Annotated in this window: 8 protein-coding genes; 1 reads left to right on the top strand and 7 read right to left on the bottom strand. The window is 66.1% G+C overall.

Annotation, left to right across the window (positions count from 1 at the left end; genetic code table 11):
- Nucleotides 1–85 precede the first annotated feature (85 nt).
- Both JQX08_RS20005 and JQX08_RS20000 read right to left on the bottom strand, forming a co-directional pair.
- Entirely contained in the window at nucleotides 86–1,228 is a 1,143-nt protein-coding gene (locus JQX08_RS20005) for an acyl-CoA dehydrogenase family protein (RefSeq protein WP_205350183.1), read from the bottom strand.
- Between the two features lie 185 nt (nucleotides 1,229–1,413).
- On the bottom strand, nucleotides 1,414–2,142 hold the full coding sequence (locus tag JQX08_RS20000) for a hypothetical protein (RefSeq protein WP_205350182.1): 729 nt from the start codon (nucleotides 2,140–2,142) through the stop codon (nucleotides 1,414–1,416).
- Nucleotides 2,143–2,609: 467 nt separating this feature from the next.
- Between JQX08_RS20000 and JQX08_RS19995 the strand changes: the two genes are divergently transcribed.
- Nucleotides 2,610–3,935, top strand: coding sequence for an MFS transporter (locus JQX08_RS19995; protein ID WP_205350181.1), 1,326 nt, complete (start codon nucleotides 2,610–2,612; stop codon nucleotides 3,933–3,935).
- A 33-nt stretch (nucleotides 3,936–3,968) separates the two neighbouring features.
- Here the strand turns inward: JQX08_RS19995 and JQX08_RS19990 are convergent, their stop codons facing one another.
- The 5 genes from JQX08_RS19990 to JQX08_RS19970 all read right to left on the bottom strand — a co-directional run bounded on the left by JQX08_RS19990 (nucleotide 3,969) and on the right by JQX08_RS19970 (nucleotide 11,561).
- Entirely contained in the window at nucleotides 3,969–6,632 is a 2,664-nt protein-coding gene (locus JQX08_RS19990) for a winged helix-turn-helix domain-containing protein (protein WP_205350180.1), read from the bottom strand.
- Between the two features lie 273 nt (nucleotides 6,633–6,905).
- Nucleotides 6,906–8,264: a DUF1329 domain-containing protein gene (locus tag JQX08_RS19985; protein ID WP_205350179.1), complete on the bottom strand. Its 1,359-nt coding sequence runs from the start codon at nucleotides 8,262–8,264 to the stop codon at nucleotides 6,906–6,908.
- Between the two features lie 352 nt (nucleotides 8,265–8,616).
- On the bottom strand, nucleotides 8,617–9,072 hold the full coding sequence (locus JQX08_RS19980; protein ID WP_205350178.1) for a MaoC family dehydratase: 456 nt from the start codon (nucleotides 9,070–9,072) through the stop codon (nucleotides 8,617–8,619).
- A gap of 142 nt (nucleotides 9,073–9,214) precedes the next feature.
- Complete coding sequence (locus JQX08_RS19975) at nucleotides 9,215–10,354, bottom strand: acyl-CoA dehydrogenase family protein (protein ID WP_205350177.1); 1,140 nt, start codon at nucleotides 10,352–10,354, stop codon at nucleotides 9,215–9,217.
- 13 nt (nucleotides 10,355–10,367) lie between these two features.
- Complete coding sequence (locus JQX08_RS19970) at nucleotides 10,368–11,561, bottom strand: acyl-CoA dehydrogenase family protein (protein ID WP_205350176.1); 1,194 nt, start codon at nucleotides 11,559–11,561, stop codon at nucleotides 10,368–10,370.
- Between the last annotated feature and the right edge of the window lie 9 nt (nucleotides 11,562–11,570).

Genomic DNA, 11,570 nt, shown 5'->3' with positions numbered 1-11,570 from the left:
CGCGCAAAAACCTGATATCCGTCAGCGATGATGAGCACCGTAGCCGAAGCCCAGCCCCCTCGAACAGAGGGGGCTCGGCTGCAGCTCAGAGACTGCGGGCGACCAGCTCGCGCATGATGTCGTTGGCGCCGCCGTAGATGCGGTTGACCCGGTTATCCAAGTAGTGGCGAGCCACCGGGTACTCGAGCATGTAGCCGTTGCCGCCATGCAGCTGCACGCACTGGTCGACCGCCCGCGAGTACAGCTCGGTGCACCACAGCTTGGCCGCCGCCGCCGCTTCCGGACTCAGGGTGTGCTCCAGGCACAGCTCCATGCAGCGATCGACGTAGGTCTGGCCGAGCGCGATCTCGGTCTTCAGGTCGGCCAGTTTGAAGCGCGAGTTCTGGAAATCGATGATCGGCTTGCCGAACACGGTGCGCTCGCGGGTGTACTCGATGGTCAGATCGAGCACTGCCTGGCTGCCAGCCACACCGAGGATGCCGATGCTCAGGCGCTCCCAGGCCAGCTCCTTCATCAGCTGGTAGAAGCCCTGCCCCTCTACGCCGCCCAGCACGTTCTCCTTGGGTACACGGCAGTCCTCGAAGAACAGCATGGTGGTGTCCTGCGCGTGCAGGCCAACCTTCTTCAGCGGCTTGGACTTGCTCAGCCCGACGCGATCGGCCTCGACCAGGATCAGCGAGATGTCGCGCGAACCCTTGCCGCTGTTGCCGGTCTTGGCCACCACTACCACAACGTCGCAGTTGGTGCCGTTGGAGATGAAGGTCTTGGCGCCGTTGATCACGTACTCGTCACCATCCAGCACCGCGCGAGTCTTCACCGCCTGCAGGTCGGAGCCGGTGTTCGGCTCGGTCATCGCCACCGCGGCGATCACTTCGCCGCTGGCCATCTTCGGCAGCCACTGGAGCTTCTGCTCTTCGGTACCGAAGTTGATGAAATAGCCGGCACAGATGTCGTGGACGTTGAAGCCGTTCAGGCCGGACAGGTTGAGGCGGGCAATTTCCTCGAGGCAGATCATCGAGAAACGATGGTCCAGACCCAGGCCGCCATAGGCTTCCGGGGTCACGGCGTTGAGCATGCCCAGCTCGCCGGCGCGCCGCCAGATTTCACGCGGTACCCGGCGATCCTCTTCCCACTGCTCGTGGAACGGCGCGCATTCCTCGGTGAGGAAGCGGCGGACGGTGTTGCGGAATTCTTCGTGTTCGTGATCGAACAGGGTACGTGGAATCATCGGATGGGCCCTGAAAGCGGATGGATCGACGCGCCGGCCATGTCGCTGGCGCTTCGCCTCACGATAGGTGGCTTCGCCGCCAATCCGCCCCCTCGTTGCGAGTAGGTACAGGCGCAGGCGGCGCCGCTGGGCTCCAGGCCGGGTCAGCCGCCAGCACAGCCGTGACGCGGCATGCGCCGGTCAGCTCACTCACTGACCGTCGCCGCGAGATCATCCAGGTCGCTGATTGCGCGGTCCAGGTAGAACGTGGCGCCGCCGCTGAGGTGGCCGTTGCCCTGCAGCAGTTGGGTGCGGACGAAACGATAGGTGTTGTCGATCTTGCCGAGCGCCGCGGCGTGCTGCGGGTAGCCGGCTTGCAGCCGCTCGAAGCGCTGGCTGACCTCGGCATCGAACTGCCGGACCTGCTCGCTGCTCAGCGCGAAGGGCTGCGGATCGGGCATCGGGTAACCGCGCAGCTGGTAGTCCAGCAGCAGCGCCGCCAGCGCCTGGCTCTGCGCGCCCAGCCCCTGCGCCAGGGCATCACCGCCGACCGTGCTGGCGTCCACCCGGGCGGTCTGTTGCAGCTCGGCACTCGCCTCCAGCAGTTGCCGCACCAGCGCCGGAAACTGCGCCCCGTCCTGGCGCGGCATGGCCTCCAGGGTCTCGAACAGCGAACGCATGCTCAGCAGCGGACGCTGCATGGTCGCCGAGCCGCCCAGCTGCACCACCAGCGTGTCGAGCGCCATGAGGTTGTGGTACACCGAGGTCAGCCCACGTGCGTCGGGCTCATCCTCGCGCGGATCGAAGTAGGCCATGGCACTGGCACAGAGCAGCTTGCTGCGGCTGCCGATTTCGCTCAACCGCTGGGCATCGAGGGTGTTTCCGCTGGCCAGCAGCGGCTGCAGCAGGCAGAGCAGTAGCAGGGTCTTTCGCATCGTCCGGTGTCCTTCTTGTTGTTGTGGCAGATCGACGACGAAACCATTGCTGAGGCGGCACAACGCCAGCTCAACGCGCGTAGGAGAAACCGGAGCACGCCCGGCGCACACCTTCCCTTTGTGGGGGGCACTCTGGCGGTCGCGACTCGATGCGAGGGCCGGCTGAACAGCCCGGCGGGGGCGGCGTGCAGGCCGGCGGAACGAGCGCGCAACGCCTGAGCCGCGCCACGGCCGGCACGCCCAGGCGGCCTGACGGCCGAACACGGAAGGTCTGCCCAACGGCTCCGCCAAAAGCCTGATTTTTCTCACCAAATCAGCATGTTAGCGATCATGGCGATCCGGAAAGGCAGGCCACCGGTCGTCCTTATACTCGCCCTACGGCTTCAAAAATGTATTCCGTCAGCGCTGCGGACCGCCGTCACGCCCCAGCCCAAGAACAACAAGCGGGCCACCCGCAGGAGCGACACATGAGCGACACCCTCGAGCAATACCCGACCACCGCCACCGCGCCGCCGCTGGTGAAAAGCGTCTACGCCAAGGTGCTCTGGCGCCTGATGCCATTCCTGCTGCTGGCCTTCATCGTCAACGCCATCGACCGGGTCAACCTGTCCTTCGCCAAGCTGCGCATGGCCGAGGACATCCTGCTCAGCGATGCCGCCTACGGCATCGGCGCGGGAATCTTCTACCTCGGCTACATCCTCTTCGAGGTGCCGAGCAACCTGTACATGCAACGGGTCGGCGCGCGCGTCACCCTGACCCGCATCATGGTGCTGTGGGGACTGGTGACCGTGGCGACCGCCTTCGTCACCAGCGCCAACCAGCTGATCGCCGCGCGCTTTGTCCTCGGCATCGCGGAAGCCGGGTTCTTTCCCGGGGTGATCCTGTACATGACCTACTGGCTGCCGGCCTCGCTGCGTGGCCGGGTCACCGCCGGGTTCCTGATGTCGGCGATGGTCGCCGGGATCATCTGCGGGCCGCTGTCCGGGGTGATCATGACCCACCTGGACGGCTGGCTGGGCTTCAAGGACTGGCAGATGCTGTTCATCCTCACCGGCGCGCCGACCATCCTGCTCGGCGTGTTCGGCTGGTTCTGGCTGACCGACCGCCCCGAGCAGGCCACCTGGCTGAGCGATGACGAGAAGCGCCAGATCACCCAGGCGCTGGCCAGCGAACCGCACACCACGCACAGCCACTTCGGCGGCGTGCTGCGCGACCCGCGCCTGTACATCGCCGGGCTGGTGTACTTCTGCATCTATAGCGGCTCGAACACCGTGACCTACTGGATTCCAACGCTGATCCGCGGCTTCGGCCTGGAAGACCTGAAGCAGATCGGCGTGCTCGCCGCCCTGCCCTTCCTCGTCGCGTTGTGCGCCATGTACCTGCTGGGACGCAGTTCCGACCGGCACATGGAGCGCCGCTGGCACCTCGGCCTGACCATGCTGGTCGGCGCCGGCAGCTTCGCCCTGCTCGGCCTGGTGCAGGGCAATGTGGTGCTGTCGATCTTCCTGATGAGCCTGGGTGCCGCCGCCGCGCTGTCGGCGATCCCGCTGTTCTGGACGATCCCGCCAGCCCTGCTGAGCAGCGCCGGGGCGGCAGGCGGCATCGCGATCATCAGCAGCCTCGGCAACCTGGCCGGGGTGCTCAGCCAGGCGGCCGTCGGCGCGATCAAATCGGCGACCGGCAGCCTCTATCTGGCCTTCGATGTGATGGCCGCGGTGATGGTGCTGGGTGCGCTTTTGCTGCTGATCGGCATCCCGGCGCATCGCCTGCGCGACAGCCGCACCCCGCGCTGAGGGGCACACCGCCGGCCCCGCAGGGCCGGCGGCTCATTCGATCAGGTCGTGTTTGCGGGCCCAGGAAATCGCGTCATAACGGCTGGAAACGCCGAGCTTGGCGTAGATGTTCTTCAGGTTCCATTTCACTGTTTCCAGCGAGATGTTCAGGGTCAGCGCCACCAGCTTGTTCGACATGGCCTTGCCGATCAGCTGCAGGATCGCCAGCTCGCGGGGGGTCAGCACCGCCGGCGCGGCGGCACCATCCGCCTCGACGGCATGCGCCAGCTTGCCCTGGCCGAAGCGCGCCAGCAGCATCTGCACGTAGTCGCGCTGCCTATCCGACGGCAGCTGCTCGGCCACTGACGCCAGCAGGCGTTGCACTGCCGGGCCCTCGTCGAGGAAGGTGCGCACCAGCCCCAGCCGCTCGCCAGCCTCGATGGCCTGCAGCAACCACTGCGGTTCCTGCGCGCTGGTCTGCGCCAGCAGCAGCAAGGCGGTGACCTCCCATTGCCCACGGTGGTACTCGGTGGTGAACCGCCGCACGGTCGCCAGCGCTTCGAGCGCCTGCTGCGGTAGTTCGGTGGCCAGCAGCAAGCGGGCCCGCGTCAGCGCCGCCAGCGCCGGAATTTCGGCCTGAAAACCGCGCGCCTGCGTATAGCTTGCCGCCAGCGCATCGAGCCGCGCGGCATGCTCCTCGGCGAGCGCGCGGTCGTTGCCGAGCAGCGCGATACGCACCTGTTCAGCCAGGCAGTGCACCAGACCGCGGTCCAGCCCCAGGTTGCGGAAATGCCGTTCCTGCCGCTCGAGGAACGCCAGCGCGGCGGCAGCCGACTCCTGGACCAACACCAGGCGCGCCTGGCAGATGCTGGCCAGCAGCATGCTCTGCGGCATCGCCCACTGCAGCAAGCTCTCGCGGTTCGCCAGGATCTCCCGCGACTCGTCGAGGCGATCCTGCTCGCGGTACACCTCGGCGAGGTTGGCGGCGCTCAGGTAGGCGCTCACCGAGCGATAGCCATGCACCGCGATCGCCCGCTCCAGCAAGGCAACGCCCACCCGCTCGGCATCCGCCATGCGCCCCTCGAGCATGAGGCAGAGCATCCGCGAGCCTTCCGACACCAGCGACAACTCGCTGTCGCGATCGGCCTCGGTGATCGGGTTCTGATCCAGGCAGCGCAACGCCTCGGCGTGCCGCCCCGCCGCCGAATAGGCGATGGCCAGCAGGATCGGCGCGCCATAGCGGGTGACCGGGTAATCGTTGGACAGCGCCTGGAAGTGCTCCAGCAGACCGATCACCGGGTCGGTGCGATCACGCTGGATTTCGATAGCCGCCTGCACCAGTGGCAGGCGGAAATCCTCGTCGGCCGGCTGTGCGGCGCCGCTGCGGCGGAACTGCTTGAGCCAGTCCTCGGCCTTCGCCGGCCTGGCGGTCAAGGCGTACGCCATGCAGCCGAGAAAGACCAAGCGCGGCCGGGAGAACAGCACGTCCTGCGGCAGTCGATCGAGCAGGCGCAACAACGGGCCGAGTTGCTCCAGACTCCAGGATGCCGGGGCCGCGCGCTCGATCACCAGGGCGGCGAACTCCAGGTCACCGCCCTGGGTGGCGTGCCGCACCGCCTCGGCCAGCAAGCGATGCTCTGCCAGCCAGTACGCCGCGCGCCGATGCAGCTCGTTGACCTCGGCCGGATCGCGGCGCTCGAGGCGCGTGGCGAGGAACTCGCCGAACAGCGGGTGAAAACGGTACCAGGGCTGCCGCTCCTCGGACTCGACGCGGAAGATCAGCATGTTCTCTTCGTCGAGCCGCTTGAGCATGCCCTGGGCGTTCGCGCTGCCGGTCACCGCCTCGGCCAGCGAGGCATTGAAGCGCCGGCAGATGCTGATGCCCTCCATGAACGCGGCCATGTCGGCCGGCAGATGGACCATCACGTCCTCGGCCAGGTAGGTATGCAGGTCGTCGGAGCGCCAGACCAGTTCGCGCAGCGTGCCGCGCGCCTGGGCATTGCTGCGCAGCAGGATGACGATCAGCTGCAGACTGGCCGGCCAGCCGCTGGTCAGCTCATGAATGAGTTGCAGCTCTTCGGTGCTCAGTTTCAGCGCCGGCAGGTTCTGCTCGAGGAAGGTGCGGGTTTCCCCCGGCTCGAATGGCAGACCGCCGCAGTCCAGCTCCACCACCTGCCCCATCAGGCGCAGCCGGCTCAGGCTGAGCGGCGGTGCGACGCGCGAGGCGATGACGAAATGCAGGTTGTCCGGGCAATGGTCGAGCAGCTTCTGCATCAGCTGGTGGGCGCGCGGATCGGCGACGTGCTGGTAGTCGTCGATCACCAGGTAGAGCTCCTTGGTCAGACTGCCGGCGCCATCGACGATGGTGGCGACCATCGCATCGATGAACTCCTGGCGCGCCGACTCCAGCGGAATACGATTCTCGAGCGGAATCCCCAGGCGCTGCAGCGCACCGCGCAGGTAGGCGAAGAACACCGAAAGGTGCCGGTCGTCGGCACTCAGCGACAGCCAGGCCACCTCGGCGCCCTCGCGCATCATCGCCTGGCGCCACTGCGCCAGCAGGGTGGTCTTGCCGTAGCCCGGGCTGCCGATGACCAGGCCGACCCGGCACTGAGCCATCAGCTGCAACTCGTCGAGCAGCCGCTGCCGCGGGATGGTTTGCGTGCCGATGCGGGGCGGCGAAAACTTCGTCGACACCAGCTGCTTATCGATATGCATGTCCGATCCCACTCTTCACCCCTTCACTGACCCACTGCCCCCGGCACAGGGCGTCGGCCGCGCTCGAACCCGGCGAGTGCGGCGCCGCACGTTCCAGCATAGGCCAGCGCGCTTGCCGTCCTGCCGCGAATCGCGGCAGCTACCAAAATGGACGAAGAGCCAGCGCTGAAGATGGGCCGTTTGGGCGGCTCACCGAGCGATGGCTCGATCGTTGGGTTGCACAATGAACATGCGGAGCCGCTGGCGGCTCCGCATGAGTCACGCCTGTTGCGCTCAGCGAATACCGGTACCTGCCAGGTTATCCGGAGTCCACTTGCTGTCCGGCTCGAGGCTGTCGGTGACCTTCAGACCGTATTTACCCGGCCACAGGTTGAGGTAGTAGGTGCCGGCGATGACGTCGTAGTGACCGACCGGGGTGTTGTTGACGCCACCCTTGTCGTACAGCGAGGTGATGTAGGAGAAACCTGGGCGCCACAGTTGACCACGACCGTCGTACTGATCGACCGCCAGGGCAGCCCAGCTGTCCTCATCGACGTAGTAGGTGCGCTTCGCATAGATGTGGCGCTGGCCTTCCTTGAGCGTGCCCTCGACCACCCACACGCGGTGCAGCTCCCAGCGCACTACGTCGGGGTTGATGAACTTGGGACCGATCATCTCGTCCGGGTTTTCGTTATAGGTGAAGCGGTAGGTGTTGTAAGGAACGTACAACTCCTTCTTGCCCACCAGTTTCCAGTTGTAGCGATCCATCTTGCCGCTGAACAGGTTGGTGTCATCGACAGTAGACATACCCGAAGTGGTCGGGTTCGGCGTGTCGTAGGCCAGGTCCGGCGCGAGGCGCACGCGGCGCTGTCCGGGCAGATACTGATAGGCACGGCGACCGAGGTTGGTGTAGTCGACCGGTTCGGCAGTCTGCAGCGACTCGCCGGCGCGACGAGCCGGGCCGCTGTAGTTCGCGCGGGCACGGGTCAACAGGTTTTCATCGGCCGGGCGCGAGACATCGTAGAACGCTCCCTCGGTGGTCCACATGCCCTGGGTAGAGATCACCTTGCGGCCGCTGGCGTTGACGTTGTAGGCGGTGAACTTGGGCATCACGAAACGCAGGCCCTGGTAGCGGGCGACATGGTTGAGCATCACCTCGTTGCCGCTCTGCGGAATCGGGAACGGAATGCCGCCACGCGCGTTAAGCATGGAGGTGCCGTCGGCGGTCACCGTGGCCCCGGTGGCGTTTTTCAGGGTTTTGTCCAGCACGGACTGCGGATAGCTCACGGTGCGGTGCGTCGGATAGACGTCGATACGGTAGCCCGGCTGGTTTTTGAGCAGCGCCTTGGCGCCTTCGCTCAGCTTGGCTGTGTACTGATCCATGTTCTTGGCATCGATCGAGAACAGCGGCTTCTCGTTGGCGAACGGGTCGGGACGAATGCCCGAACTCGCATTGAAGCCAGCCGGCGCCGTGGTCAGGCCACCGGTGTACTCGGGAATCGAGCCATCCGCATTGCCCGCCTTTTCGGCGCCAAAAGAAGTCAGCGTGGTGCCCAGTTTCTGGGCCTCGGTTGCCGACACTGCCGCATGGAGCACGCCTGCATGCGCCGCCAGCAGGCTGGCCGCGATCAGGGTTCTTGTGAGTTTAGTCATGTCTCCACCTTTCTAGGGTCTGAAATCAAGTGATGCACGCCTGCCGAAACAGCGTTACTCGGCAGGCGGGAGCACCTTCATCGATTGAACGAATCACACGAGTGGGCCATCGATGCAGGGCCCTAGTCTCGATTTGAGGGTAATGAGGGAATCGGTGCGGCCGCCCCTCCCAAAGTGGAGTAATAGGGGGGGAGGTAGCCCCGCGAAGGGCGCGTTTTCGCCGTCGCCGCGCGGCCGGCAGGAACAAAAAAGGCCATGACGCGGTTAACCCGCCCCATGGCCTGAAAAACGCAAATGTTGGTCCGTCGAGAAACGCCTCAACCCTCGACGCGTGCGCGTCTGCGCAGCTGACTCAGCCGAACACCCGCAGGATGGCTTCGGCCACGCAGGCGGGCTTCGCCACGCCCTCGATCTCGACGGTCATCTCGTAGGTGATCTGCGCGCCGTTACCCGGCAAGGCTTCCCACGTCTGCACCTTGAAGTGCGCGCGCAGGCGGCTGTCGACCGGCACCGGTTGGACGAAGCGCACCTTGTTCAGGCCATAGTTGACGCCCATCTTCACGTTGCGGATTTCGAAGGCATCGGTCATGAAGGTTGGCAGCAGGCTCAAGGTCAGGAAGCCGTGCGCAATCGGCTTGCCGAACGGCCCTGCGGCGGCGCGCTGCGGATCGACGTGGATCCACTGTTGGTCGCCAGTGGCCTCGGCGAAGGTGTTGATGCGCTGCTGGTCGATGGTCAGCCAGTCGCTGGTGGCGATCACTTCGCCCACCTGGGGCTGCAGCTCGGTCAGAGTCTCAAAGCTTTTCATCGGTATGCACTCGAATGGATTGGATGCAAAGGGTGTTGGTTATGTCCCCGTTACGGTTCTGTAGGAGCGAATTTATTCGCGATGCAGGCAGCCCCCATCACGGATAAATCCGCTCCTACGAAAAGCACACAGGGAGGCGCGACTAGACGCCCAGCTCGACCTGCAGCGCCGCCGCGCACAGCGCCTCGTGGGTGTCGCTGCTGCCGAGCAGCAGTTCGGCGACCACGGCGCGCTTGTAGTAGTGGCCGACCAGATATTCCTCGGTCATGCCGATCCCGCCGTGCAGCTGGATACCCTGACCGCAGACGACCTTCGCCGCCCGGCCAATGAGCATCTTGGCCGCCGACAGGGTCTTCAGCCGCGCCGGCTCGGCGTCGTTGGCCAGCGAAGCGAGTGCCGCGTGCAGCATCGAACGCGCCAGCTCCAGCTCCGCCGCCATGTCGGCCATACGGTGCTGCAACGCCTGGAAGGCGCTGATCGGCACGCCGAACTGCTTGCGCACCTTGAGGTACTCGGCGGTGACTTCGAGGGTCTTTTCCATCGCGCCGATCAGCTCCGCGCACAGCACCAGCGTGCCGTTGGCCAGGCCCGCGCGCAGCGCGCCGAGGCCTTGCCCGGCTTCGCCGAGCAGCGCATCAGCGCTTACCCGCACGCCCGCGAAGGTCAGCTCCTCGACCCAGCTGCCGTCATGCAGCGGCAGCGCCTGACGGGTCAGCCCGGCGCTATCGCCATCGACCAGCAACAGGCTGATGCCTGCGGTGCCATCGATCCGCGCCGAAACGATGAACGCCTGTGCGTCGACCGCACCCAACACCAGCGACTTAGTGCCGTGCAGCAAGAAGCTATCGCCGCTGCGCTCGGCGCGCAGCGCGACGATGTCCGGCATGCCGCGCGACGCCGGCTCGCTGTAGGCCAGGGCGAGGCGATAGCTGCCGTCGGCCAGCTGCGGCAACAGCGCTGCCTGCTGGGCCGGCGAACCGGCGGCGACCAGGGTCTGTGCCGCCAGCACCGCGCAGCCCAGATAGGGCTCGAGCACCAGGCCGCGGCCCAGCTCCTGGGCGATGATCACGCTGTCCTCCAGCGTGCCGCCGAGGCCGCCGTACTCTTCGGGCAACGCGGCCATCAGCCAGCCGTTCTCGGCGAACAGCTGCCAGTTCGCCGCGCTGCCGTTGCGCCCGCTGTGCAGCAGGGCGGTGCGCGCCTCGAAGCCGTATGCCTTGTCGACGTAGCGGCGCACGCTGTCCTGCAGCAGCTGCTGCTCGGACGTCAGTTGGAAATCCATGCCTGCTCCCCTCTCAAAATTGGAACAGCATCTTGGCGATGATGCCCCGCTGTACCTCGCTGGTACCGCCGTAGATGGTCGATGCCCGGCGCAGGAACATGTCGTTGGCAATGCCGCGGGCCAGCGCCTGCAGCGGATAAGGCTGCGCCGGCGCCGCTTCGTGCGGATGCGGATAGGCGATGGCGCCGTAGTCGCCGAGCGCTTCGAGCTGCGCCTCGGTGATGCGCTGCTGCAACTCGGTGGCGCGCACCTTGAGCATCGAGCCGAGCACGTGCGAAGCCGGGTCGTGCAGTTGTTCCAGGCGCGCGACGCGCTGCACCAGCATGGTGATGGCCTGCAGCTCGGCATCCAGACGGGCCAGCTTGAGGGCGAACGCTGGCTGCGCACCGAGCGCCTGCTCACCGACGCGCAGCGCCGTGGCGAACTGGCGCAGCTCGCGCATGTAGCGCTTGAGCTCCGGCAGGTCGGCCGTGGTGGCGTGCTCGTTGTTGAGCAGGAATTTGGTGATGTTCCAGCCCTGCCCTTCGGCACCGATCAGGTTCTTCACCGGCACCCGCACGTTGTCGAAGAAGGTCTCGTTCAAGTGGTGCGCATCGTCGATGCTGCGGATCGGCCGCACCGTGACGCCCGGGGTCTTCATGTCCACCAGCAGGAAGCTGATCCCCGCCTGCTTCTTGCCTTCCGCGTTGGTACGCACCAGCAGGAAGATCCAGTCGGCGTCATGCGCGTAGCTGGTCCAGATTTTCTGACCGTTGATGATGTAGTCGTCGCCATCGCGCTCGGCGCGAGTGCGCAGCGAAGCCAGGTCGGAGCCGGAACCCGGCTCGGAAAAGCCCTGGCACCACAGGCGTTCGCCACGGAAGATCGCCGGCATGTGCTCAGCCTTCTGTTCCGGAGTGGCGAAGGCGTTCAGCACTGGGCCGAGCATCTTCTGCACGAAGCCGTCCTGGGTCGGCGTTCCGGCGGCGCTGCACTCGTCGTCGAAGACCAGGATCTGCGGCACCGACCAGCCGGTGCCGCCGTGTTCCGTGGCCCAGTACGGCGCGCCCCAGCCCTGCGCATCGAGCAGCTGCTGCCAGCGCTGGATCTGTTCACGGGTCGAGCGCACACAGCGTTGCAGGCCTTTCAGCTCGGCCGGCACCTGGGCGATGAACTGCCGGACGTCCTGGCGGAACGCCTCGAGGCCGGCATCGGGTTGAAAGTCCATAGCGGGCCC

This window comes from Zestomonas insulae (assembly GCF_016901015.1).
Taxonomy (GTDB): domain Bacteria; phylum Pseudomonadota; class Gammaproteobacteria; order Pseudomonadales; family Pseudomonadaceae; genus Aquipseudomonas; species Aquipseudomonas insulae.
Note: the sequence above shows the minus strand (reverse complement) of the source record. Positions and strands in the feature narration are given on the sequence as shown.

What these genes read in the sequence shown, in the direction of transcription:
- JQX08_RS20005 (WP_205350183.1), bottom strand. Translation starts at nt 1,228, where the DNA reads ATGATTCCACGTACCCTGTTCGATCACGAACACGAAGAATTCCGCAAC.
- JQX08_RS20000 (WP_205350182.1), bottom strand. Translation starts at nt 2,142, where the DNA reads ATGCGAAAGACCCTGCTACTGCTCTGCCTGCTGCAGCCGCTGCTGGCC.
- JQX08_RS19995 (WP_205350181.1), top strand. Translation starts at nt 2,610, where the DNA reads ATGAGCGACACCCTCGAGCAATACCCGACCACCGCCACCGCGCCGCCG.
- JQX08_RS19990 (WP_205350180.1), bottom strand. Translation starts at nt 6,632, where the DNA reads ATGCATATCGATAAGCAGCTGGTGTCGACGAAGTTTTCGCCGCCCCGC.
- JQX08_RS19985 (WP_205350179.1), bottom strand. Translation starts at nt 8,264, where the DNA reads ATGACTAAACTCACAAGAACCCTGATCGCGGCCAGCCTGCTGGCGGCG.
- JQX08_RS19980 (WP_205350178.1), bottom strand. Translation starts at nt 9,072, where the DNA reads ATGAAAAGCTTTGAGACTCTGACCGAGCTGCAGCCCCAGGTGGGCGAA.
- JQX08_RS19975 (WP_205350177.1), bottom strand. Translation starts at nt 10,354, where the DNA reads ATGGATTTCCAACTGACGTCCGAGCAGCAGCTGCTGCAGGACAGCGTG.
- JQX08_RS19970 (WP_205350176.1), bottom strand. Translation starts at nt 11,561, where the DNA reads ATGGACTTTCAACCCGATGCCGGCCTCGAGGCGTTCCGCCAGGACGTC.